Source organism: Streptomyces zingiberis (assembly GCF_012034935.1).
GTDB lineage: Bacteria > Actinomycetota > Actinomycetes > Streptomycetales > Streptomycetaceae > Streptomyces > Streptomyces zingiberis.
On the sequence record NZ_JAATEN010000025.1, the window covers coordinates 43624 to 67542 of the forward strand.

General features: G+C 75.9%; 19 protein-coding genes and 1 pseudogene. 11 read left to right on the forward strand and 9 right to left on the reverse strand.

Going from position 1 to position 23919, the window contains the following annotated elements; genetic code table 11:
* Positions 1-344: 344 nt before the first annotated feature.
* Together HCK00_RS23900 and HCK00_RS23905 are read left to right on the forward strand one after the other, a co-directional pair.
* Entirely contained in the window at positions 345-2117 is a 1773-nt protein-coding gene (locus tag HCK00_RS23900; RefSeq protein ID WP_168104109.1) for a phytoene desaturase family protein, read from the forward strand.
* Between the two features lie 585 nt (positions 2118-2702).
* The gene (locus HCK00_RS23905) at positions 2703-3251 is read left to right on the forward strand and encodes an ATP-binding protein (RefSeq protein WP_168104110.1); all 549 of its coding nucleotides are present in this window, start codon (positions 2703-2705) and stop codon (positions 3249-3251) included.
* Positions 3252-3364: 113 nt separating this feature from the next.
* Here HCK00_RS23905 and HCK00_RS23910 read toward each other — a convergent pair whose 3' ends face one another.
* Positions 3365-5197: a serine hydrolase domain-containing protein gene (locus tag HCK00_RS23910; RefSeq protein ID WP_168104147.1), complete on the reverse strand. Its 1833-nt coding sequence runs from the start codon at positions 5195-5197 to the stop codon at positions 3365-3367.
* Between the two features lie 264 nt (positions 5198-5461).
* Between HCK00_RS23910 and HCK00_RS23915 the strand changes: the two genes are divergently transcribed.
* A complete protein-coding gene (locus HCK00_RS23915; protein ID WP_168104111.1) occupies positions 5462-5992 on the forward strand; it encodes a VOC family protein in 531 nt (176 codons plus the stop codon).
* A gap of 191 nt (positions 5993-6183) precedes the next feature.
* Here HCK00_RS23915 and HCK00_RS23920 read toward each other — a convergent pair whose 3' ends face one another.
* Positions 6184-7191, reverse strand: a complete 1008-nt coding sequence (locus HCK00_RS23920; protein WP_168104112.1) for an AraC family transcriptional regulator — start codon at positions 7189-7191, stop codon at positions 6184-6186.
* 103 nt (positions 7192-7294) lie between these two features.
* On the opposite strand from HCK00_RS23920, the gene HCK00_RS23925 reads away from it, so the two are divergent.
* Together HCK00_RS23925 and HCK00_RS23930 are read left to right on the forward strand one after the other, a co-directional pair.
* Positions 7295-8128, forward strand: a complete 834-nt coding sequence (locus tag HCK00_RS23925; RefSeq protein ID WP_168104113.1) for an NmrA family NAD(P)-binding protein — start codon at positions 7295-7297, stop codon at positions 8126-8128.
* Between the two features lie 273 nt (positions 8129-8401).
* Entirely contained in the window at positions 8402-8860 is a 459-nt protein-coding gene (locus HCK00_RS23930) for a pyridoxamine 5'-phosphate oxidase family protein (protein WP_168104114.1), read from the forward strand.
* 274 nt (positions 8861-9134) lie between these two features.
* Here the strand turns inward: HCK00_RS23930 and HCK00_RS23935 are convergent, their stop codons facing one another.
* The 3 genes and pseudogenes from HCK00_RS23935 to HCK00_RS23945 all read right to left on the reverse strand — a co-directional run.
* Entirely contained in the window at positions 9135-10148 is a 1014-nt protein-coding gene (locus HCK00_RS23935; RefSeq protein WP_168104115.1) for an aldo/keto reductase, read from the reverse strand.
* Between the two features lie 208 nt (positions 10149-10356).
* Positions 10357-11151, reverse strand: coding sequence for an SDR family NAD(P)-dependent oxidoreductase (locus HCK00_RS23940; protein WP_168104116.1), 795 nt, complete (start codon positions 11149-11151; stop codon positions 10357-10359).
* Positions 11152-11297: 146 nt separating this feature from the next.
* Positions 11298-11420, reverse strand: a pseudogene (locus HCK00_RS23945) (heme-binding protein); the annotation flags it as partial.
* Positions 11421-11606: 186 nt separating this feature from the next.
* Here HCK00_RS23945 and HCK00_RS23950 point away from each other — a divergent pair.
* From HCK00_RS23950 to HCK00_RS23960, 3 genes are all read left to right on the forward strand, one after another.
* The gene (locus HCK00_RS23950; RefSeq protein WP_168104117.1) at positions 11607-12074 is read left to right on the forward strand and encodes a MarR family winged helix-turn-helix transcriptional regulator; all 468 of its coding nucleotides are present in this window, start codon (positions 11607-11609) and stop codon (positions 12072-12074) included.
* Positions 12075-12340: 266 nt separating this feature from the next.
* A complete protein-coding gene (locus HCK00_RS23955) occupies positions 12341-12883 on the forward strand; it encodes a type 1 glutamine amidotransferase domain-containing protein (RefSeq protein ID WP_168104118.1) in 543 nt (180 codons plus the stop codon).
* A 252-nt stretch (positions 12884-13135) separates the two neighbouring features.
* Positions 13136-13375, forward strand: a complete 240-nt coding sequence (locus HCK00_RS23960) for a DUF397 domain-containing protein (protein ID WP_168104119.1) — start codon at positions 13136-13138, stop codon at positions 13373-13375.
* Positions 13376-13559: 184 nt separating this feature from the next.
* Here the strand turns inward: HCK00_RS23960 and HCK00_RS23965 are convergent, their stop codons facing one another.
* Positions 13560-14318 (reverse strand): leucine-rich repeat domain-containing protein, encoded by a 759-nt coding sequence (locus HCK00_RS23965; protein WP_168104148.1) that lies wholly within the window; start codon positions 14316-14318, stop codon positions 13560-13562.
* A 939-nt stretch (positions 14319-15257) separates the two neighbouring features.
* On the opposite strand from HCK00_RS23965, the gene HCK00_RS23970 reads away from it, so the two are divergent.
* Positions 15258-15755, forward strand: a complete 498-nt coding sequence (locus HCK00_RS23970; protein ID WP_168104120.1) for a hypothetical protein — start codon at positions 15258-15260, stop codon at positions 15753-15755.
* Between the two features lie 514 nt (positions 15756-16269).
* Here HCK00_RS23970 and HCK00_RS23975 read toward each other — a convergent pair.
* Positions 16270-17403 carry an aminoglycoside phosphotransferase family protein gene (locus HCK00_RS23975; RefSeq protein WP_168104121.1) on the reverse strand — a complete coding sequence of 378 codons (1134 nt, stop codon included), beginning with the start codon at positions 17401-17403 and terminating at the stop codon, positions 16270-16272.
* A 420-nt stretch (positions 17404-17823) separates the two neighbouring features.
* Here HCK00_RS23975 and HCK00_RS23980 point away from each other — a divergent pair, with 420 nt between their 5' ends.
* Positions 17824-19308, forward strand: a complete 1485-nt coding sequence (locus HCK00_RS23980; protein ID WP_168104122.1) for a DNA-binding protein NsdB — start codon at positions 17824-17826, stop codon at positions 19306-19308.
* 101 nt (positions 19309-19409) lie between these two features.
* On the opposite strand, the gene HCK00_RS23985 is transcribed toward HCK00_RS23980, so the two are convergent.
* Positions 19410-20909, reverse strand: a complete 1500-nt coding sequence (locus HCK00_RS23985) for a PP2C family protein-serine/threonine phosphatase (RefSeq protein WP_168104123.1) — start codon at positions 20907-20909, stop codon at positions 19410-19412.
* 564 nt (positions 20910-21473) lie between these two features.
* Between HCK00_RS23985 and HCK00_RS23990 the strand changes: the two genes are divergently transcribed.
* The gene (locus HCK00_RS23990; protein ID WP_168104124.1) at positions 21474-22925 is read left to right on the forward strand and encodes a HEAT repeat domain-containing protein; all 1452 of its coding nucleotides are present in this window, start codon (positions 21474-21476) and stop codon (positions 22923-22925) included.
* A gap of 71 nt (positions 22926-22996) precedes the next feature.
* On the opposite strand, the gene HCK00_RS23995 is transcribed toward HCK00_RS23990, so the two are convergent.
* Positions 22997-23842 carry a 5-oxoprolinase subunit C family protein gene (locus HCK00_RS23995; protein ID WP_311765458.1) on the reverse strand — a complete coding sequence of 282 codons (846 nt, stop codon included), beginning with the start codon at positions 23840-23842 and terminating at the stop codon, positions 22997-22999.
* Between the last annotated feature and the right edge of the window lie 77 nt (positions 23843-23919).

Sequence of the window (23919 nt, forward strand, 5' to 3'; positions counted from 1 at the left end):
AACCGCCCCGCCCCGGAGGGCCCCGCCTTGGACAGCCACGGTCCGCCGTCCCGGCGCCACCTCCCGGCCGTTCCGGACGGGGGAGCGGGGAACGCCCGCCTCCGGCCGGCACGGCCCCTCGCGGCGGGGCCGGCCGGACAGGCGCCGTTCCGGCCCGGCCTCGGGTGGCACTCGCTCCGGAACGGAGGACCCGGCGCCGTGGGGCGGGAAGTAAGGGCTGACGGCAGGGGTGAGCCCGGCGCAACGCGACGGTCCGCCACCCCGCCGGGGAGCCGGAATCCGGGCCCCGGCCGGTGCGGAACGGCCGCTACCGGGCGCCCGGTGGACGTGATAGCAAGATCTCCATGCGCACCCTCTCCGATGACTCCGGCGGCGTCCGGGGGACGGCCGCCTCCGCGCCCCCCTCCTCCCGCGCCTCCCGGGCCGGCGAGGGGGCCGGTGAGCGGCCGGGCGCCCAGGAGGGCACCGCCGGTTCCGGCGGCACTCACGACAGGCACGACAGGCACGACAGGCACGACAGGCATGACAGGCACGACAGGCATGACGTCGTGGTGGTCGGCGGCGGTCACAACGGGCTGGTCGCCGCCGCCTACCTGGCGCGGGCCGGCCGCCGCGTCCTGCTGCTGGAACGGCTGGGGACGGTCGGCGGCGCGGCCGTCTCCACCCGGCCCTTCACCGGCGCCGACGCCCGGCTGTCGCGCTACTCCTATCTCGTCAGTCTGCTGCCGCGGAAGATCGTCCGGGATCTGGGGCTGCGCTTCACGGTCCGCCGCCGTTCGGTCTCCTCGTACACGCCCGCCGTGCGGGGCGGCCGGCCCACCGGGCTGCTCGTCGGCGGCGGGGAGGCCCGCACCCGGGAATCCTTCGCCCGGCTCACCGGCTCCGACCGCGAGTTCGAGGCCTGGGGACGGTTCCAGGAGATGACGGGACGCCTGGCCGAGCGGGTCTTCCCCACCCTCACCGAACCGCTGCCCACCCGTGGCGAACTGCGGGCCCGCGTGGACGACGCCACCGCCTGGCGGGCCGTCTTCGAGGAACCGCTGGGCGTCACCATCGAGGAGACCTTCCACGACGACCTGGTGCGCGGGGTGGTCCTCACCGACGGTCTCATCGGCACCTTCGCCGACGCCCACGACTCCGGCCTGCTCCAGAACCGCTGCTTCCTCTACCACGTGGTCGGGGGCGGCACCGGCGACTGGAACGTCCCCGTCGGCGGCATGGGCGCCCTCACCTCGGCGCTCGCGGACGCGGCCCGCGCCGCCGGAGCCGAGATCCGCACCGGCCACACCGTGACCGGGCTGGAGACGGACGGCACCCACGCCGCGGTCACCTACCACCACGCGGGCGGGACGGGCACGGCCGAGGCCCGGCACGTCCTCGTCGGGGCGGCGCCCGAGGTGCTCGCCGGGCTGCTCGGGGAGGAACCACCCCCGCCGGAGCGCGCCGAAGGGTCCCAGCTCAAGGTCAACATGCTGCTGCGGCGGCTGCCCCGGCTGCGGGATCCGGAGGCCGACCCGCGCGAGGCGTTCGCCGGCACCTTCCACATCGCCGAGGGCTACGGGCAGCTCGCCGACGCCTACCGGCAGGCCGCGGCGGGCCGGCTCCCCGACGCGCCGCCCAGCGAGATCTACTGCCACACCCTCACCGACCCCTCGATCCTCGGACCGGAGCTCGCGGAGAGCGGCCACCACACCCTCACCCTCTTCGGGCTGCACACCCCGGCCCGCCTCTTCGAACGAGCCCCCGAGGGCGGGGCCCCGTCCCCGTCCGGTCCGTCCGGCCCCGGCGCCGTCCGGGACCGGCTGCTGCGCGCGACCCTGGAGCAGCTTGACGCCCATCTGGCCGAGCCCCTCGCGGACTGCCTGGCGACGGACGCGGAGGGCCGGCCGTGCCTGGAGGCGAAGTCCCCGCTCGACCTCGACCGCGAACTCGGCCTGCCCCGGGGCCACATCTTCCACCGCGACCTGGCGTTCCCGTACGCGACGGAGACCACCGGCCGCTGGGGCGTGGAGACGCGCCACGCCAACGTGCTGCTGTGCGGCGCGGGCGCCGTCCGCGGCGGCGGGGTGAGCGGTATCCCGGGCCACAACGCGGCGATGGCGGTCCTCGGCCGCTGACCCGCCGAACCGGCCCCGCCCGCCGAGCCTGCTTCCGCCCGTCGCGCGCCCGCCCTCCGTCCGTGGCGCCGCCTCTCCGGTCCGTCCGCCGTCCCTCCGTTCGGAGGTGGGGCGGACGGCGTGCGGCCCCGCCGGGTTGGCCGGGTCACGGGTGTCCGTACGCGTCCCGAGGCACGCCGGGCGACCGGGGAGCACGGCACAGCCGACCGGGCGGCAGCCGTGCTCCCGTGCGCCGTCGACGCCCCGTGGCGGCCGGGACCGGGATGTGCCGGATCCGCCCGGGAACGGCACGTCGCACGTCGCCCGCCCCTTCCGGCGCTCCCGGCCCGGCCGCGGCACCGGTGGACCGCCGCGCCGCTCCCCACCCGTCCGGGATCGTCCCGCCGGAAAGCGCGCCCCGTCCCGCGCGCCACCTCCGCACGGGCGCGCGGGGGGTACACGGTTGAAGGGGGCGGGGCCGTCCGTGCACCCCTCTGTGTGCGTGAACCCCCTATGGGCACTGCCGCCCGCGATGTCACGCCTCTTCACTGATAGTCACACCACGACGGCGGGGTCCCGCTCCGCCGGTGACCGAAGGGCAGGGCGATGAACTCGCGCAAGTTACGGGGCACGCCGACGCGGATGCCGGCGCACCCCTCTCTCCCGGAGCCCGGGGGCTCCCCGGGGGACGAAGGCCGCGCGGCCGAGAGATGCCGCCGGATCACGCTCGACGCGGGGGCCCCGTCCTCGGTCGGCACGGCCCGCCGGGCGGTCGCGGACGCCCTGCGGGAGTGGGGCCTGTCGCCCCTCGCCGAGGATGTGACGCTCTGCGTGTCGGAACTGGTCAGCAACGCCGTCGAGCACACGGCCCCGCGCGGCCGGACCGGCCGGGGGGCGGTCGCGGTCGCGCTGCGCGCCTGGCCCACGTGGCTGTTCCTGGAGGTCTCCGACGAGGACCCCCGGCCGCCCTCGCCCGCCACCGGCGTGGCCCTCGCCCATGACCTCTCCGCCGAACTGCCGGACTCCCCGCTGGCCGACCGCGGGCGCGGCCTGTTCATCGTCACCTGTCTCGCCGATGCGACGTGGTGGGCCCGGCGGGCCGAGGGCGGCAAGAGCGTGTTCTGCCGCTTCGACCTGGCCCGGGCGGCGGCGTGAACGACCGCCGCCCGCCCGCCGGCGAGGGCGCGCCGGGTCCCGCACGGTCCCGGCCGCCGCGGCGGCCACGCGCGTGGTGACGCGCCGCCGCGGGCCCCCGCCCGCCGCGGAGATCAGTCCACCGACCGGACCCAGCCCTCCGCCTCGACCCGGGCGGCGTCCGCGCGCCGGGAGTCGTCGAAGACGGTGCGCGGTCCGTCCGTGACCCGGATGCGGCCGACGTACACCCCACGGCCGACGTACCGTTCGTCCGTCACGCACCGCCAGCGCAGCCGCACCGGGGTGCCGTGCCCGTGCGGCAGGGTGGCCCGCGCCACGTGCCAGACCCGCCCCGACCAGCCGCCCACCGTGCCCTCCGGATGGTCCCGGGGCCCGTCGTCCCCGGGGCCCTCGGTGGTGAACGGCACCGGCCGCCAGCTCGCGCCGCCGTCCGTGGACGCCTCAACGGTGAGCTGGTCGAAGCCGGGCTCGGTGTCCCACCACAGGGAGAACGACAGCAGCGGCGCGGAGCCGGTGAGCGTCACCCCGGGGAGCGCCAGGGTGGTCGTCGCGGCGTTCTCCATGCCGGTGAACCAGGCGGTACGGCCACCGGGCGGGCGCACCGGCACGGCCCGCGCGAGCCGGGTGGCCGCCGCGACCCGGGGCGCGCTCCCGGACCGCCAGGTCCGCACCGGGTGGACGGAGTTGGAGAGCAGGACCAGGAAGGAGTCGGAGACGGGGTCGAGCACCAGGGAGGTGCCGGTGAAACCGGTGTGCCCCGCGCTGCGCGGCGTGGCCATCGCCCCCATGTACCAGTGCTGGTAGAGCTCGAAGCCCAGGCCGTGCGCGTCACCGGGGAAGTCCGTGGTGTAGTCGGTGAACATCAGGTCGACCGACGCGGGGGAGAGGATGCGGGCCGCGCCGTACGCGCCCCCGTTCAGCAGGGTGCGGCCCAGCACCGCCAGGTCCCAGGCGCAGGAGAACACGCCCGCGTGCCCGGCCACGCCACCGAGCGACCAGGCGTTCTCGTCGTGCACCTCGCCCCGCACCAGGCCCCGGTCCAGGCCGCTCCACGGCGGCCGGGCGTCCTCCGTGGCGGCGATCCGGGGGAGCCAGGAGCGCGGCGGGTTGTAGCGGGTGCGGCGCAGCCCCAGCGGGCCGGTGACGTCCCGGCGGAGCAGGGCGTCCAGCGGCCGGCCGGTGACCTCCTCCAGGACGAGCTGGAGGGAGATCAGATTGAGGTCGGAGTAGGCGTACGCGGTGCCCGCGGGCGTGACCAGCTCCTCCTCCCACAGCCGCCGCAGTTTGCCCTCCCGGGTGGGCTCCTCGTAGAGGGGGATCCACGGACGGAAACCGGAGGTGTGCGTGAGGAGCTGGCGTATCGTCACCGCGCCCTTGCCGCCGCCCGCGAACCGCGGCAGATAGGAGGCGACGGGGGCCTCCAGCTCCAGCGCGCCGAGCTCCATCTGCCGCACCGCCAGGATGGAGGTGAACAGCTTGGAGACGGACGCCAGGTCGAAGACGGTCCCGGCGGTCATCGGGATCCGTTCCTCGGGCGGGAGTTCGATCCCGGTGTCCGTCTCCTCGTCGTAGGCCGCATAGCGCAGCGCGTACCCGATGGGCTCGTGCAGCGCGACCGTCCCGCCGCGCCCCGCCAGCACCACGGCACCCGCGTACCAGGGGTGTTCGGGGGAGGGGCCCAGGAACGAGCGGGCGTCCTCCATCAGCCGGTCCAGATGCGGCGGCAGGAGCCCCGCGCGGCGCGCCGGGCCCCGGCGCAGCACCGTCGTCCGCCCGGCCCCTGCCCCGTCCGGCTCCCGCGCGGCCGCCCCGGCCGGCGCCGAGGCGAGGACGAGGGCCCCGCCGAGCGCCAGCGCGCCGCCCGCGAACCCGCGCCGGGAGACCTGCGTCGCCCGGGGATCCCCGGGGCCCGGGGAGGGGTGAGCGCGCCCCTCACCGTCCGTCATCTCTCCCCCGTCCGTCATGCCGCCGCCTCCTGAAGGAAAGGTCCGGACGTGCGCTCGACAGCTGAAACTTTCTTCCCGTCATCCTGGCACTGTCAAGCCTCGTGGCGCGCGGCGGCCGCGTTCCCGGCGGCCGCGTTCCCGGCAGCGGCGTGCGACGGCGCGGGGCGCCCTGCGCGTGTGCGCCCCCTCACCCGCATACTGGCGGTACGGTGCCGCCGGAACCGGGGCGCCGCCGTCACCGACACCGGAAAGAGGGGGCACGGCATGCCGCAACCCGAGGGCGCGGAACTCGAAGCGATCCGGGCACGCCGCGAGGAGCTGCGGAAGCGCTGGCTGCGCCCGGTGGGGGAGCGCCCGGCGACCACCGTCCGGGGCGTCCACCACGTGGCCTTCATCTGCCGCGACGTCGAGGAGACCATCCGTTTCCACCAGGAACTGCTGGGCTTCCCGCTGGTCGAGATCGTGGAGAACCGCGACTACCGCGGGTCCACCCACTTCTTCTTCGACATCGGCAACGGAAATCTGCTGGGCTTCTTCGACTTCCCCGGCCACGACCACCCGCCCGCCGCCGAGACCCTCGGCGGTGTGCAGCACCTGGCCCTCTCCGTCGGAGACGAGCAGTTCACCGCCGCCCGCGAGGCCCTCGACCGGGAGGGCGTGGAGTACCTCGGCCCCGACCGCGGCGTCGAGGAGAGCCTGTACTTCCGGGATCCCAACGGGGTGCCCGTCGAGCTCTACCGCGAACGCCTCGGCGTGTTCGACGGCAATCCGCTCACGGGCCCCGGCGCCGGCTGACCCGGCCCGCCACCCGTACGGGTCACCGGCGCCCGCGTCCCCCAGGGGCACGGGCGCCGGGCCCGTTCAGGCCTTCCGGCCCCGCCGGGACGTCAGGCCCCGGCCGCACCGCCCCGCACCGCCGCGGGGCGCGCCCGATGACGGGCCACCTCACGGGCCACCTCGCGGAAGCGGCAACCCGCCCCAGCGGTTCAGGCGTTCGAGCCCACCCGGCCGCCCCGGGACGCCGCCGGCCGCCCCGGCACCGGCGCGGCGGGCGCGGCGCTCCGGAACACGCTCGGGCTGACGCCCCGGACCCGTTTGAACGCCGCGCTGAAACCGAACGGGTCGGAGTACCCCACCGCGCGGGCGACCTCCGCGACCGTCGCGTCCTCCCGCTCGAGCAGCCGGTCCGCCGCCAGCGTCATGCGCCACCGGGTCAGATAGGCCAGCGGGGGTTCACCGACCAGCTCGGTGAACCGCTTCGCCAGCGTCGAACGCGACACCCCGGTACGCCCGGCCAGCGCGGCGACGGTCCACGGAGCCGCCGGATCGGCGTGCAGCAGGCGCAGCGCGTCGCCGACCACCGGGTCCCGCTGGGCGGCCCACCAGGCGGGGGGCTCGCCACCCGGCCGGTCGAACCATTCGCGCAGGGTGCAGACCAGCATCCAGTCCAGCAGCCGGTCGAGCACGGCCTGCTGTCCCGGCGCGTCGACGCCGACCTCGGCCGCGAGGTGGTCCAGCACGGCGTCGCCCGTGCCCCCGTCGTCCGCGCGCAGGACGACGGGGAGCGCGTCCAGCAGCCGCCGGCTGATCTCACCGCGCACGGGGTACGCGCCGACGATCAGGGTCGTCGCGCCGGGCGGCCCGGCTCCGTCCCCGCCGGGGCCGCCCTCGTCGTGCCAGCCGAGCCGGTGGCGGGTCCCGCCCTGCTCGGGCGTCGCGCAGCCCTCGCCGCACACGACCGGCTCGGCGCGGGTGCCCACCTCGTCGACGAAGGTGAACGTCCCCGGGCCGCGCACGACGACCGTCTCGCGGGCCCGCAGCGGCTCCGGCGGGTGGCCCTCGGGAACGATCCAGCCGGCCCCGGTGAGGACCGTGCACAGGGTCAGCGGCGCGCCGTCCACGAAGTGCAGGGCCCACGGCGGGGACAGCACCGAGCTGCCGAACAGCGAGCCGTGCGCCCGCACGCCACGGATCAGGTCACTGAAGACGTCCACCCCGCAGAGGATACGGCGAATACCGCACCCGGCGGACGAACGGACAGGCGATCCGGTGTATCACCTATGGGATCGTCCGAACCGGCCCGGTTGAATCGGTCCCATGGCCCACGACACCACTCTCGTCCTCGGCGCGACCGGCAAGACCGGCCGGCGGGTCGCCGCCCGGCTGCGGCTGCGCGGCACCCCGGTGCGGACCGCCTCCCGGTCGAGCCCGGCGCGCTTCGACTGGTCCGACCCCGGCGGCTGGGACGCGGTGCTGCGGGGCGTGGCCGCCGTGTACGTGGTACCCCCCACGGTGCCTGGCCCGGTGCACGAGTTCGTGGCGCGGGCCGCGGCCGCCGGGGTGCGGCGGCTGGTCCTGCTCTCCGGGCACGGCGCCGACTCCTGGGGCGACTCCCGGTTCGGGCTGGACATGCGCTCGGCCGAGGACGCCGTCCGCGGTTCGTCACTGGAGTGGACCGTCCTGCGGTCCTCGAACTTCGCCCAGAACTTCGACGAGGACGTCTTCCACGCCCCGCTGCTCGCCGGGGAACTGGCTCTCCCCGCCGGTGAGGTGCCCGAACCGTTCATCGACATCGAGGATGTCGCCGACGCCGCGGCCGCGGTGCTGACCGGGAGCGGGCACGCCGGCCGGATCTACGAGCTGACCGGCCCGCGGTCGATCACCTTCCCCGAGGCCGTCGAACTGATCTCCCGGGCGTCCGGGCGCCCGCTCGCCTACCGGCGGATCCCGCCCGCCGAGTACGCCGCGAACCTGGTCGAACAGGGTCTGGGCGAGGAAGACGCCGAACATGTCGCCGAGATGTTCGTGCTGATGGCGAGCGGCCTGCTCGCCGGGGCCACCGGCGACCTCGCCACCGTGCTGGGACGCGAACCCAGGACCTTCGAGGACTACGTCGTCCGCGCCGCGGCGGCGGGGGCCTGGGAGCGGTGACCACCGGCCTGCCCCGGCCCGTTCCGGCCAGCGGGGAACGGGCCGGCCGAAGCTCCGGCTCCTGTAGGAGGACCACCGGGCGGAGGGAGCCGGGGCGGAGAGACCACCCCGGCGCGGGCCGCCCCGGCTCACCACCGGCGAACGTTCCTTCCCGACCCGCGGGGTTCCCTCCGACGGGAGCCCACGGAATCCCACGGGAGCCACGGAATCCCAGGGCGTCCCAGGGCGTCCGACGACATCCGATTCTCCCCCTCACCGATACCGGAGGACACGATGAGCACCCGTCCCGGCACCGGCACCCGCACGGACCCCGAAACCGCCGTACTGACCCCCGACGACCTGGAGTTCCTCCGGCGCCCGCTGTACGGATTCCTGACGGTGGCCGCGGGCCCGGTCCCGCCACAGCCCCGGCCGGTGTGGTTCGAGGCGACCGCCGAGGGCACCATCCAGCTGTTCACCGGCCCGGACACGCTCAAGGTGCGGCGCCTGCGCCGCGACCCCCGCGCCTCGATCGTCGTCGCCTCCCCCGTGGGCGAACGTGAGCGCTGGCTGTCCGTCGCCGGCCGCACCACGGTGGAACCCGAGGGAGGGCAGGAGCTGTGCGCCCGCCTTTTCGCGCGCTACTGGGATCTCGGCGATCCGGCCCGCGCGGAGGAACTCTCCGGGATGCCGGCCGAGGACTGGGTCCGGGTGGTCATCCACCCGGAGACGGTGCGCCGGTTCCAGAACTGAGCCTCCTCGAGCGCCTGGTCACGTGCGCCGCCAGGCGGTGACGTCGGCGGAGGCGCTGAGGGCACACAGGTGAGCCCGTCGAAGTGCCGGGGTGCCGGGGCGTTGTCCGGACCCTGCGGGAGGTCGCTCCGTTCACACCGGAACCGGATCCCCACGGCGCCGCTCCGCAACAGACCGACGCGGGGCGCGCCGGGACGGCCACCCCGGCCACCCGGCCCGCCGCCGGGTCCGGACCGCCGGCCGTCTGGCTGTCATCGGAAAAGGGGGCCGCGGGTCACGCGCCGTCCGGCAGCGGGGCTGCCGGGTCGAGCAGGTCGGCGGCGCGGAGGTCGTGCCAGAAGGCGGCGGGGATCTCCTCGCGCAGGGCGCCGAGGTCCTCGGCGATACGGGAAGGGCGGGTGGCGCCGGGGATCGCGGCGGCGGTGGCCGGGTGGGCGAGCGCGAACTGGAGTGCGGCGGCCTTGACGGATACGCCGTGCCGCCCGGTCAGTTCGCGGATGCGCCGGACGGTCTCCAGGATGTGCGCCGGGGCCTCCTGGTACTCGAAGTGGGCGCCCCCGGCCAGGACGCCGGAGTTGTAGGGGCCGCCGACGACCATGTCGACACCCTGGTCCTGCGCCGCGGGCAGCAGCCGCTGAAGCGCCTGGCGGTGGTCCAGCAGGGTGTAACGGCCGGCCAGCAGGAACCCGTCGGGTCGCGGTTCGTCCAGGGCGAGGGTGAGCTCGACGGGCTCCACCCGGTTGACGCCCAGACCCCAGGCCTTGATCACGCCCTGGTCGCGCAGATCGTCCAGGACCCGGAAGGCACCGGTGCGGGCGGTCTCGAACTGGGCGAGCCAGCGGTCGCCGTGGAAGTCCTGGGCGATGTCGTGCACCCAGACGATGTCCAGCCGGTCGGTGCGCAGCCGCTCCAGGCTGTCCTCGATGGAGCGTTTGGTCGCGTCGGCGCTGTAGTCGTCGACCACCTTGTTGGGGTGGCCGTGTGCGAACAAGCCGCCCTTCTCGCCGAGTTCGCGGGCCGCCGGGTCCTCCTCCTCGTCGAGGACGACGCGGCCGACCTTCGTCGAGAGGAGGTAGGAGTCCCGGGGCCGCTGGGCCAGCAGTTCGCCGAGCCGGATCTCGGCCAGGCCCGCGCCGTAGAAGGGTGCGGTGTCGTAGTAGCGGATGCCCTGGTCCCAGGCGGCCCGGAGGGTCGCCTGCGCCTCGTCCTCGGGGATGGCGCGGAACATGTTGCCCATGGGGGCGGTGCCGAAGCCCAGCGGCCCGGGCAGCAGGTGAGTGAGGCTCATCAAGAGAACTCCCTTGGGTGCGTGGTAGATGGCGCGTGATGCGTGGCGCGGAGCTGCCCGGCCCTTCTTCGGGGGACCCCGTGCAGCCTTTTACTTGCAGACGACGGTAGTTGCACGCGCCGCCGCATGCAAAGGTGCGTCGCAGCCGCTGATGAGGCGGTGCCCCGCTGGGGCCGGGGGCCCGGGAATCGGGCGGCTGCCGGGCCGTTCAGGGCAGGATCGCGTCGACGTGGCCGCCGTCGACGCGCAGGGCGCCGCCGGTGGTCGCGGACGCGTAGGGCGAGGCGAGGTAGACGACCATGTGGGCGATCTCCTCGGGTTCGATGAGGCGCTGGATCAAGGACTGCGGGCGGTGCTTGATCATGAACTCACGCTGCGCCTCGTCCCAGGTCGACGCGTCGCCGACCAGCTCGCGAATGAAGTCCTCGACGCCGCCGGTGTGGGTCGGGCCGGCGATGACGGAGTTGACGGTCACCCCCGTACCGGCGGCCTCTTTGGCGAAGCCGCGGCTGACGGCGAGCAGCGAGGTCTTGGTCATGCCGTAGTGGATCATCTCGGCGGGGATGACCACGGCCGAGTCGCTGGCCAGGTTGAGGACGCGGCCCCAGCCCCGTTCCGTCATGCCGGGCAGATAGGCGCGGATGAGCCGGACGGCGGAGAGGACGTTCACCTCGAAGTAGCGGCGCCACTCGGCGTCATCGATCTCCAGCGGGGCGGCGGAGCCGAAGATGCCGAGGTTGTTGACCAGGATGTCGGGGGTGGGGACGGCCTCCACCACGGCTGCGGCGCCCTCCTCGGTCGCCAGATCGCCCACGGCCGCGAGGACGTCGTCGCTGCCGGAGTCGGCGCGTACCCGGTCCACCGCTTCCGTGACGCGCTCCGCGCTCCGGCCGTTGACGGCCACGCGGGCCCCTGCGCGGGCGAGGCCGACGGCGATGGCGTATCCGATGCCCTGGGTGGAGCCGGTGACCAGGGCGGTGCGGCCGGAAAGATCGATCTGCACGAGGGATTCCTCCTGTTGCGGGTGTGTCGCCGTACGGCGGTTCGCCGTCCGCGTGCGCCCGTCCCTGTGATGCGAGGGACGGGACGGGCGCACGGGGTGTTCGAGGGGCGGGTTGGGCCGGGAAGCGGTAGCTGGGAGTGGGCCGTTCAGAGGGTGTGGAGCGCGGTCCGGGCGAAGTCGTGGTCCTGCTCGGGGGCGCCGCCACCGAGCCCGGCGGCACCGATGGGCTGACCGTCGCGGTGGACGGGGACCCCGCCTGCGATGAGCTGCGGGGGCTTGCCCGGCGCGGGCGGTGAGTCCGGGGCATGAAGGTGCGTCCGCGCTTAACCAGCGGCAACAATAATTGCATACGCGGGATAATTGCAAGCGCGGATACAGTGAGCCACGTGATATGCCCGGCAGCCCCCTGCGGGCGCGGCGCCACCGTTCGCACGACCCGACCGAGGGAGCTGATCATGACCGCCACCGACCCGGCGATGACCGCACTGGCGCACCGCTGGTCGGCCCTCTCGCTGCTGCACGGCCGCATCGAGAGCCGCGTCGGACGCGTACTCCAGGCGGGGCACAAGCTGAGCGCGCGCGAGTACTCGCTGCTGGACGTGCTCAGCCGGCAGCACGACGGCGAGGGCGGCCACCTTCAGATGCGTCAGGTCGCCGACTCCGTCGTGCTCAGCCAGAGCGCCACCACACGGCTGGTGACCCGGCTGGAAGAGCGCGGGCTGCTCTCGCGCTATCTGTGTCCCACCGACCGCCGGGGTATCTACACCGATGTGACGGAGGCCGGCCTGCGCCTGCTGGACGAGGCACGCCCCACCCACAACACCGCTCTGAGCGAAGCCCTGGACGAGGCCGCCGGGGATCCCGCGCTCGCCCCCCTCGTCAAGGCCGTCCGTGAGCTGCCGGGCGCGATCCAGCCGGCATGAGCCGGTGCGCCCGGGCGACGGCGGTGATCCGGCCCGGGGGAGCGGGGGCGTGCCGGTGATCGTCTCCCGGTCCGCCCCTGTGGCCGGCGGGCTCGTCCCGCGCGGCCGTGGGGAAGCGGAGGCCCCACGGCCCCGCGTGTCCGCCCGCGCTGCCCCACGGCCCCGCTGTTCGCCCGCGCTCCGCGGGTCCGCTCGTTTCGCCCGGGAACGCCCGGGTACGCGGTGGACGCACCGCGAACATGTGACGTGAGAGGACGTGGAGAAACGTGAAGGTCGCTTTCCTCGTGGCCCCGGAAGGAGTCGAGCAGGTCGAGCTGACGGAGCCCTGGCAGGCGGTGAAGGACGCCGGCTGGACCCCGGAGCTGGTCTCCACCGACCCCGGCGAGATCCAGGGGTTCAACCACCTGGACAAGGCCGACACCTTCCCGGTGGACAAGACGCTCGCGGACGCCTCCGCCGGTGACTACATCGGACTGGTCCTGCCGGGCGGCGTCGCCAACCCCGACTTCCTGCGCATGAAGCCGGACGCCGTGGCGTTCACCAAGAGCTTCTTCGACGCGGGCAAGCCGGTGGCCGCGATCTGCCACGCGCCGTGGACCCTGGTCGAGGCCGACGTGCTCCGGGGCCGGAAGCTCACCTCCTGGCCCAGCCTGGAGACCGACATCCGCAACGCGGGCGGCACCTGGGTCGACGAGCAGCTCCAGATCTGCACCGAGGGCCCCAACACGCTGATCACCAGCCGTAAGCCGGACGACCTCAAGGCGTTCAACCAGGGGTTCGTCGACGAGTTCCGCAAGGCGGCCGGCTGACGGGCACGGCATCCTCTCCCGGCGAGCCCGGGTGCCCCTCCCCGCCGGTACCGCCGTGGATCGCGCGCCGGGTCACCACCACCGAGGTGACCCGGCGCCGTCGTGCCCGGGAGGCCCGCGCCGCCCGACCGGGCACGTGTTCCCGTGGGGCGGGCCCGGTCTCCGTCCGGTCCTCGCACTGTTCGAGCCCTGTCCGGCCGCGTATGGCGCGGCTAGGCTGACCGGGTGACGTGGACCGGGAGGAGCAAGGGCATGGCCGACACCCCCACACCCCGGGCGGGGTCCGGCCGGCCGAAGCCGCGGCCCGATCTCACGGATGCCACCTGGGAGTCCAGCAGTGAGGGCAGGGGCGATGTCCAGATCGCCTTCGTCGAGGGCTTCGTCGCCATGCGCGACCGCCGTGACACCGACGGGCCCGCGCTCGTCTTCACCCCGGGGGAGTGGCGGGCTTTCGTCCTCGGCGCCCGGGACGGCGAGTTCGACCTGGGCTGAGGGCCCGGAGACCCGGTGCTTCCGGCTGCGTGATTCCCGCCGGCCGGGCCGGCGGATCCGTTCTCCCCGTGACATCACCACCGGCGAACATCCGTCACTCGGCTTCCGCCGTCGCCGGCCGGCGCGTGGAGGGACGGTCCGCCGCCCGTCCGGCCCGCCCCCGCTCGGCGTGCGAGCGCGCCGCTCACACCAGCACCACGCACCCCCGCCGCTCCAGCACCGCCACCACGGGATCGCCCACGGCCACCCCGGTCCAGCGCAGGTCCAGCTTCTCCAGGGACGGCATCCGGCCGAGCCAGTCCGGCAGGACGCGTACCGGGTTGGCGCGCAGATCGAGATGGCGCAGGAGCGGCAGCGCGGCCATCGCGTCCGGCAGGGCCGCCACCTGGTTCTCCCGCAGCTCCAGATGGCGCAGTTCGGTGAGCGCGCCGAGGGAGGAGGGCAGGGCGGTCAGGCGGTTGCCGCCGAGCCACAGCTCGCGCAGGTCCCGCAGGGACCCGGTCGAGGCGGGCAGGGCCGTGAGCCGGCAGTCCCGCACCCGCAGCTCCACCAGGCCCCGCATCGCGCCCAGATCCCCCGGGAGCGCGACGAGCGGATTCTCGCCCACGTTGAGATAACGGAGCGCGGCCAGCCGGGTCAGGGAGCGCGGCAGCGCCGTCAGCCGGTTGGCGTGGAGGTAGAGGCAGCGGGTCAGGCCCGTCAGCTCCCCCAGTTCCTCGGGCAGCGCGGTGAGGGCGTTGTGGCCGAGGTCCAGCGTGTGCAGCCGCCGCAGCCGGCCGACGCGCGGGGAGAGCGACGTCAGCCCGTTCTCGGCGAGGATCAGCGCCCGAAGATCCGTGCGGTCCCACACCCCGGCGGGGACGGAACCCAGGTCGCGCCGCCACAGGTTGAGCGTGCCCGGCGGGGCCGGCCCGTCGTACGCGCCACCCGGGCGGGCGGGCAGACCCCGTGGGACGGCGGACGGCCAACGGGGGCTGCCGTCGGAGGGCGGGTCGGTCAGGGCCACGGCAACTCCTTCCCGCTGCCGCCGGTCCGGCGGCGGTGCACGGCGCGGGGGCAGGGCCGGGCCCGGTCGTCCCCTCGCCGGCGGCGGCCCGCGCCGACCGCCCGCGGCGCCGGACACGCCGGCGCCCGCCCCGGGGCCGTCGGTACCGGGGCGCGCTCCGGCCGCGCCGGTGATGGGTGCCAGGCGGGCGGCCGGCCCACCGGACCGAAGGAGGGCAGCTCGGCCGCGAACGTTTCCGCCCCGCAGAGGAGTTTCCGCATCGACGCGGTCACCGCATCCCCTCTCTGTACCGGACACCCCCGCTCGACACGGACCTTGGCACGAGTTCCCCGGGCGATCAACCGGCGCGGCGCCATGTCCGCCACCACGGACGGAACCGGTTCCGGGCTCGCTCGGAAAGCCTCTCGAACGCGTCCGGTTTCCGGGCGCGGGTATCCGCTCGACGGAGTGGGGTGGGGCGGTTCAGGGCCACGGGCCCGTGGCACAGGGGGTCGCGGGGAGGGCGCGAGTCCGGCGAGGTCCCGGCCCGGTGCCGGGCAGCGGTCCCGTCCCGCCGTCCCGGCCCGCGCCCCGGCCGGTGGGAACACCGTCCCCCGCGGCCCGGACGCCGCCAGGGCTGTGCTGCGGCCGTCCGATACCGCGCGGTCCGGGCGGCGGGCGGACCCCCGTGCGGGGGCGTGCCGTTCGGCGGCTCCGCGGAGGTCCTGCCGGGAGGCGCGCGCCGGTCGTACCCGCGACGGCGACGAGGGCGGCCCGGGCGCTCAGCCCCTCCGCCTCGCCCCTCCGCCGTGACGGCGCCGTTCCGGTGGCCGGGCGCGTGCGGGGACGGGACGGAGGCCCGTGCCGGGCGGGGGCGTGGCCCCGTACCATGGCCGCATGTCGTTCCTCCGCCGCCGCAGCGCAGCCACGCCCACCGGGCCGGATTTCGACGTCCTCGCGATGGATCCGGGTGACTGGCCCGGGAACCTGGGCGCCGGGCTGCTGCCCGCGCCGGACGGCACCTGCCAGGGCGTCTTCCTCCGTTATGACCTCTTCGGCGGCCGGGGCCCGGCCATGATCATCGGCAATCTGCCCGAGGGATCGCCCGCCCGCGAGACGGAGGATGACGTTCCGTTCGAGGTGGTCCAGCTTCTCGCCGCGCTCGGGGACGAGGAGCCGGTCACGGTCACGGAGACCGAGGACACCCCGGTCATGCTCGACGACAACCTTCTCATCGTGCGCCGTCTCAAGTTCTCCGAAAGCCGTGTCTCCTGCACCCAGTTCGACCGCAGCGACGGTGTGCTCGTCACCATCGCGAGCTGGGACCGGCCCATCACGGACGACCTCTACCGGTTGCTCAAGCCGCTGCCGGCGGACATGTTCCGGACCGACTGACACCTGCGGCGTCTCGGGGACAACGGCGCGCCTCCGCCCCCGCCGTCCGGCGGGGGCGGAAGCGTGTCCCACCGGACCCCGCACTCCTGGCCCGGATGCCACTCCCCGGGGCCTACGGGAGGATGCGTCCCCGGCCCTGTCCCTCTGGGATCATCCCGGCCGGAGCGCTCCGGCCGCGCCTCCCGCGCGTTTCCGTCCGCCGAAGGCGCGCGGGCCGTCAGCTCCCGCTGCCGCCGGTCGGCGGTGGTGACGTCCCGCGCCCCGCCGGCCGTCCGCGGAGGGCCTGCGGGGCGCGGGCCCTCCGTCACCGTCAGGACACCGACGGACGGAGTCCTGACGATCACGGCCGTCGACGCCGGGCCGGGAATCCCCGGCCCGGCGTCGACGGCGACGGAACATCTGAGACGCCGCGGGGCGCCACGCACGACCCCGGCGCCCTGGCCGGTCCGTCAACCCGGCCCCGCCGTACGGGACGCGCCGCACCCCCGGGCGGGCACGCCCCGTACGGCTCCCCTCAGCGGGTGTCCACCGCTGCGCGGACCGCCCGCCGGGCCATGCCGCAGTCGTCGTGAAGACGCCGCAGTAACAACCGCTGGGCCTCGCCGGTGGAGCCCCCGGCCACGGGCTGCACCGGTGGCGCCGGCTCCCGCATCACCCGCTGGACCGCCATTTCGTAGCGGCGGATCTCCCGGGTGAGCACCAGCATCAGATTGACCAGGAAGGCGTCGCGCGCGGCAGGCCCGGCCGCCTGCGCCAGCCGGCTGATCCGCCGGCGGGCGGCGGGTGTCTCCCCGAGGATCACCCAGAGGGTGGCCAGGTCGTACCCGGGCAGGTACCAGCCGGCACGGTCCCAGTCGAGCAGCACCGGCCCGGCCGGGGTGAGCAGGACGTTGGAGAGCAGCGCGTCACCGTGGCAGAACTGTCCCCGGTGCTGCCCGCCACCGGACTGTGCCAGGCCGCGCAGCAGCTTCCGCAGATCCGCGGTGTCCCGGTCGGTGAGCAACCCCAGTTCGTGGAACCGGTACAGCCGCTCCGCGTAGTCCAGCGGGACGCCGAACAGGCCCGGGGGCGGCCGCCACTGGTTGATCCGGCACACCGCCTGCACCGCCGCCTTGACGTCGGCGCGCGGCAGCGGATCCACCGGATGCCGCTGCAAGGCCGCTGCCCGGCCCGCCAGACGCTCTACCACCAGCGTGCAGTTGTCCGGGTCCGCCGCGACCAGCCGGGGCACCCGCACCGGCGGGCGGTGCCGGACGAACGCACGGTAGGCCGCTATCTCCCGGCGCGCCCGCTCCGTCCCGGCCGGGGAGTCGTCCAGCAGGCACTTGGCCACCGCCGTGGTACGCCCCGTGGTGCCGACCAGGAGCACGGAACGCCCGCTGCGGCGGAGCACCTGCACGGGGTGGAACTCCGGGCAGACGCGGTGCACGGCGGCGACGGCCGCGCGCAGTTGCGCGCCCTGCGGGCCGGACAGGTCGATTCTCCCGCTGACGGTCTGGCCGGCCCGGCCTGCCGCGCGCTGCTGCCGGCCGCCGCCCAGCGGGCCGGCCCCGGCCGGGTTGGCCCCGGCCCCGGGGTACGGCCGGCCGCCGGCCGACGGGAGATACGACAGGGGCGGGGCGGACACGGATGACGGCGCTGCGTACATGGGCGGTACGGATCCCTTCGTAGGCCGACGGGTTGCCTGGTGGTGCCGTGGTCTGGTGATGCGGTCGGTCGTGCGGCGCCGGGAACCCGGTGGCCCGGATGGTCCGGCGGAGCACGGGAACCCGGACGCGCCCGGGTGCGGAACGCCGTGGGTCCCCGTGAGCCGCCGTCCCGCCGGACGGCCGGACGGCTCGCGCCGCCCGCCCGGGCCGTTCCGCGTCCTGGGGAAAGGCCCGCCCGGGCCGTTCCGCGTCCTGGGGAAACGCGGTCCGGTCACCGGGACGGGGTGGCGCTGTTCCTACCGGACACCCGGAGGCGGGTGGCACACCACGTGGCGGACCCTGGCGAAGCCTGGCGAATAGTCCCGGGGCGCCTGACGCGCCGTTAGTGTCGGGGCAGCCGAGGAACCTGGGGGCTCGACGTGAGCAAGGAACCCAACGCCCGACTCGCGGACCTGTTCGGCCTCACCGGCTGGTCCAAGGGGGAACTCGCGAGGCTGGTCAACCGGCAGGCGGCGGCCACCGGCCACCCGCAGCTGGCGACCGACACCTCACGGGTCCGGCGGTGGATCGAGACCGGCGAGGTGCCGCGCGATCCCGTCCCGGAGGTACTGGCGACCCTGTTCACCGAGCGTCTCGGCCGTGTCGTGACCATCGAGGATCTCGGCCTCGGCCGGCGCGGGCGCGCGGGCAGGAAACAGGAGCCCGGCGACGGGCTCCCCTGGGCGTCCGGGCGGACCGCCGAGGTCCTCACCGAATTCACGGGAATGGACCTCATGCTCAACCGACGCGGCTTGGTGGGCGCGGGTGCCGCGCTCACCACAGGATCAACACTCGCCGTCGCACTCCGCGACTGGCTCCACACCGATGGACCCGGCCTTCCCCCCGGGGCGCCGCCCGGCCGCCCCGCGACGGCGGAGGCGGCCGGCTACGACCGGTTCGACGCCGCACCCGTGGGGGTGCAGGAGATCGAGGCGCTGGAGCGCTCCGTCGAGGTCTTCCGCGCCTGGGACGCCGCCCGCGGCGGCGGCCTGCGGCGCAAGGCCGTGGTGGGCCAGCTCAACGAGGTGGGCGGGATGCTCGCCTACCGCCACCCCGAACACCTCCAGCGCCGGCTGTGGGGTGTCGCGGCCAACCTCGCGGTGCTCGCCGGCTGGATGTCGCACGACGTGGGCCTGGAGCCCACCGCGCAGAAGTACTTCGTCATCGCCGCCCACGCGGCCCGTGAGGGCGGCGACCGGCCACGGGCGGGAGAGGCGCTCTCCCGGGCCGCCCGGCAGATGGTGCACCTCGGCAAGCCCGACGAGGCGCTGGACCTGATGAACCTGGCCCGTTCCGGCTCCGGGGAGGAGACCCTGCCCCGCACCCGGGCCATGCTCCACACCATCGAGGCGTGGGCGCAGGCGTCCATGGGCCGCGGCCAGGCCATGCGCCGCACGCTGGGCGAGGCGGAGGACCTCTTCGCCTCCGACCGGGGGGACGTACCTCCGCCGAGCTGGATGCAGATGTTCGACGAAGCGGATCTGCACGGGATGCAGGCGCTGGCCTACCGCACCCTGGCGGAACACGACCCCTCGGCCGCGGCCGTCGCGCAGCGCCACGCGAAGGAGGCGCTGCGCCTGCGGGGCAAGGGCAACGAGCGGTCGCAGATCTTCGACTACATCTCGCTGGCCTCGGCCTGCTTCATCGCGGACGATCCCGAACAGGCCGACCGCTACGCCCGCCTGGCCCTGGTGAGCATAGGTGAGACGTCCTCGCACCGCACCTGGGACCGGCTCCGCGCGATGTACCGGCTGACGGGGCAGCACGCGGGCCACGCGGGCATCGCGGATCTCCGTGCGGAGATCCGCGAAGCGCTTCCCGGGGCGCCCTCGGGCGCGCGTACCAAGGGGGCGGCGGCCGTGTGACGGACGGCCCCGCGCGCCGTCCGGCTCCCGGGGGTGGCCGCCGGTGAACCGATGCCCACGGCTCTCCCCGGGAGCGCCGGTGGCCGGAGGCTTCCGCGGGCCTACGGCGCCGGGTCGCCGTCCCCGACCCGGGCGACGAGCACGCAGGCGTCGTCCTCCCGCTCGGTGCCGCCGAACTCCTCCACGACGACGCGGACGCACTCCCGCGCGCTGCGCGCCGCGCAGAACCGGTGCGCCAGCCCCAGCAGCCGCCGGGCGCCGCCCGGCTCCCCGTCCGGGGAGCCGGTCAGCCCGGCGGCCCGGCGCGCGAGCCCGTCGGTGTGGAGGACGAGGACGTCCCCGGGAACCAGCGTCTCCCGGGCGGTGCCGTAGGCGGCCCCGGCGGTCGCCCCCAGGAGCACACCCTCCGGCCGCAGGAGGGGGCGGGCCGTCCCGCCGCGGAAGAGGAGCGGGGCGGGGTGCCCGGCCTGGGCCCACTCCAGGGAGCGGCTGCCGGGGTCGTAACGGCAGCACAGGGCGGAGCCGAGAGCCGGCTGGGCGGTGGTGTCCAGCAACTGGTTGAGATGTTCCATCAGTGGGCCCGGGGCCACCCCGGCCAGGGCCATGCCGCGCACCGCGCCGAGCAGCATCGCCATGGACGAGGTGGCGACGACGCCGTGCCCGGTGAGGTCGCCGACGCTCAGCAGCACCGCGCCGGAGGGCAGCGGCAGGGCGTCGTACCAGTCGCCGCCGACCAGGGCGCTGGTGGCGGAGGGCAGATAGTGGGCGGCGAGGTCCAGCGCGGTGCCCGCGGCGGGCATCAGCCGCAGGGCTTCGCGCCACGGGGGCAGCACCGCCTCCTGGAACTCCACGGCGATCCGGTGCTCGGCGCGCGCGATCCGGCGCTGGTACAGCAGCGCCTCGTGGGTCTCGCCCACCTCCCGCTCACTCCTGCGCAGCTCGGTCACGTCCCGCAGGACCGCCCACATGGCGGCGGTGCGGCCGTCGGCGCCGAGCACCGGGCGGCCCGTCACCTGCACGGCGCGCACCGCGCCGTCCGGGCGGAGCACCCGGATCTCACCGTCGATCGCCCGGCCGTCCACCAAGCAGTCCGTGACCATCGCGGTCAGCAGCGGCTGGTCCTCCTCCATCAGCCAGGAGGGGAGTTCGTCCAGGGAGAGGGGGCCGTCCTGCCGGGGGCGCCCGAAGATCTCGTACAGCTCGCCCGACCAGTCGACCTCGTCGGTCAGGAGGTTCCACTCGGCGCTGCCCACCAGGCCGGGCGGCGGAGCCGGCGGGCTCTCCGGCGGCGCGGCGGGCAGCGCCACCCACCGGGGGGCTTGGCCCTCCGGCACTGTGCCCCCGGGGGACGGGCCGGCCCGGAGCTGTTCCAACTGCCGTTCGAGGCTGGCCAGATGCTGTACCACGAGCGTGTAGAGAGCCCGCTGCCAGCGCGCACGGACGTCCTCGGAGCCGCTGCCGGTGTCGCTGCCGGTCTCCACCGTGTGCCGTACCGCGTCGACGTCACCGCGCAGGCGGCGGGCCCGTGAGATCAGTGCTTCGACCGTGCCGGATTCGGGGTGCCGGGCGGCCGAGGCGTCCGCGGACACGGGGGAGGGCATGAGGAACTCCGATGCAGGCGCGGCACGGACGGAACGGGGCTGCGGGGAGAGCCGGTTACGACTGTTGCACAGGGAGCGACAGGCCGTAAGGGATTTGGGCACACCCGATCCGGTGGTCCCGGCCAGGACGGGGCCTCCCGTCCCCTCCCGCGCCACGCGTACGGCGAGGCCCCGCGTCGCGCGGGGCGGGGGCACCGCCGCTCCGGGCAAGCCGGCCGAGCCGGCGGGCGTACGGGCGCCCGGCACGGTCTCCCCGGCCGGGCCGCTCGGACGACGCGGTGGCTCCCGGTCACGGGGCCGGGACCGCCGGCCGGCCTTCCCCGAGGCCGGGCGGGGGGACGGATCCACCCGGGCGGCAGCGGACCGCCGGGCGGCGCCCGGCCCGCGCACGGGCCCGTTCGCGGCGCCCCGGTCCCGCTCGGCGGAACCGCCCGCTCCGGGTAGGCTGCGGCGCTCGGGGCCGGGATCCCGCCTTCGGGGCGTGGAAGGCCGGGTCACCGGCAAGAATGCCGGTCAGCGGAATATCCCGTTGCCACCGAACCTCCCGCACCGGATGCTGACCTCATGTTCGATCCAGACATAGCGCCCAGCGGCACCCTGCTCGGCCTCCTCCAGCGAGGCCGCGGCGACGGGACCCTGCACGCCCTCGCGGCCCCCCGGGCCGAGGCGCTCGCCGCCCTGCACCACTGCGTGACGCGGGACCCGCGCCACGACTGGCAGCTGGAGAACCGCTCCCTCTACTACGCCCGGCTCCACCTGGCGCTCGACGGCGGTCTGCACACGATCGAACAGCACCTCTTCGCCCCGGACGACGCGGTCGACACCGCCGAGGAACGCACCGGGCTGGCCCTCTCCTTCCTCGGCCACCTCGCGGGCTACGGCCGTGCCGACGCGGTCCGCCTGCTCGCCCGTTACGCCGCTGCCGGGGCCAACTGGGCCTGGGCGCTGGACGAGTTGGCGCTCCGCGCGGAGGACAGGGTGCTGCGCTCCCTCGGCGCCCCCGTCCTCGCCCGTTTCCCCGCCGGGCCGGAGGGGGACGCGGCGCTGGCCGCCGCCGTCCGCGACGCCTACGAACCGCGCCCCTGGCGGCTGTGGGCCGAGGGCGCCGCCGGTCCCGCCGTCGCCGCCCGGGTCCGCGCCGGGGGTGAGCAGGGCTGCTTCGACCACTGGCAGCGGCAGCTCCGCCCGGCCGGGCCGAATCCCGGCTGGAGCGTCCCGGAGGTCCTCGCCTGGGTCCAGCGGTGCTTCGAGGACGACCCCGGGCACCCCCGCCACGAGGCTGCCGCCCGCTGCCTCGCGGCCGTGGCCGGCCCCGGGGACCGCCCCCTCCTCCTCGACGCCGCCCGCGGTGGTCCCGAGGCGGCCCGCTGCGCCGCCCTTCGCCACCTCGCCGACCGGCACTCCTCCTCCGACGGCGGCGCCGTCTTCGACCTGCTGGATCACGCCGCCTCCGACCCGTCCGGACTCGTCGCCGGGACGGCGCTCGCCGCCTTCGAACGGATGCGCGGTGCCCAGGCCCTGGACCATGCCCGTGCCTGGGCGCACCGCGACGACGCCCTGGGCACCGCCGCCGCCGGAATGCTCGCCTGCCGCGGCACCACCCGGGACACCGGCCCCGTCCTGGCCGCGCTCCGCCGGACCGTGCGGGCGGGGGGCACCGACGCCCCCGCCCTGTGGACGCTGGTCGACGGCGCGGGCCGGCTCCGGATCACCTGCGCCGCGCCCGTCCTGCGCCACGTCTACCGCGAGACCTCCTCCTCGCGGCTGCGCGGGCGGGCCGCCGCCGCGCTCGCCACCACCGACCCGGCCTTCGCCGCCGGTTTCGCCGTCGAGTGCCTCTGGGACTGCGAGGAAACGACCCGCGAACTGGCCGCCCGGCACGCCGCGATCGGGGACGCCCGCGTCGTGGAACAGCTGCGGCGGCTGGCGGCCGACCCGGCCGAGGAGGCCGAGGTGCAGACGGCGGTCCGCAGCCGCATCGGCCCCGGGCCGGGCGCCGTCCCCGGCGGGGTCTGAGCGCCGGGAACCGGCGGCGGGAACGCCCGCCGCCCCGCCGCCCCGCCGTCTGGACCCACCGGGGGCCCGGGTCAGCGCGCGGTGGGCACGAACCGCAGCGGCGTCCCGGGGCGGGCCTGCGCCGCCGCCCACAGCGCCTCCTCCGGGACGACGCCGATCACCGGGTAGCCGCCGGTGACCGGATGGTCGGCGAGGAAGACCACCGGGAGCCCGTCCGGCGGCACCTGCACCGCCCCGGACACCATGCCCTCGCTGGGCAGCTCGTCCTCCCGGGCCCGCCGCACCGCCGGGCCCGTGGTGCGCAGCGCGATCCGGTTGCTCGCCGGCGCCACCGTGTACCGGGCGCGGCCCAGCGCGCGCCGGGCGCCCGGCGCGAACCAGTCCTCGCGCGGTCCCGGCAGCAACGGCAGCAGCAGCTCGTCCGGCGGCCCCGGGCAGGGGGCCGCGTCCACCCGGGCCGGCGGCCCGGACGGGGCGCCGAGCGGAAACTCGTCCCCGGCGGTGAGGGGTGGCGGGCCGAGCCCGGAGAGCAGATCCCGCGAGCGGCTGCCGAGCACCGGCTCGGCGGCCACCCCGCCGGCGAAGGCGAGATACGAGCGGAGCCCGCGGACCGCGGGGCCCACCTCCAGGACGGCACCGGCGCGCAGCCGCAGCGGCGCGCCCCAGGGCGCGGGCCGGCCACCGGCGCGCACCGCGCACGGGGCTCCGGTGACGGCGGCGGTGACCGCCGTGAGGACCCGCACCGCGCAGCCGTCCGCCGTGGTCTCCAGCGTCGCGGCCGACGGCGGATTGCCGACCAGACGGTTCGCCAGCCGGTGCGCGGGGCCGTCCAGGGCCCCGGAGTGGGGGACCCCGAGCTGGGCGTGTCCACCGCGGCCGAGGTCCTGCACGGTGGTCAGCGCCCCGGGCCGCACCACCCGGAGGGCACCGGCCGGTCCCGCCCCCGGCCCGCCCGGGCCCCGTCCGCGGGCAGCCGGGACGCCGGCGGCGGGCG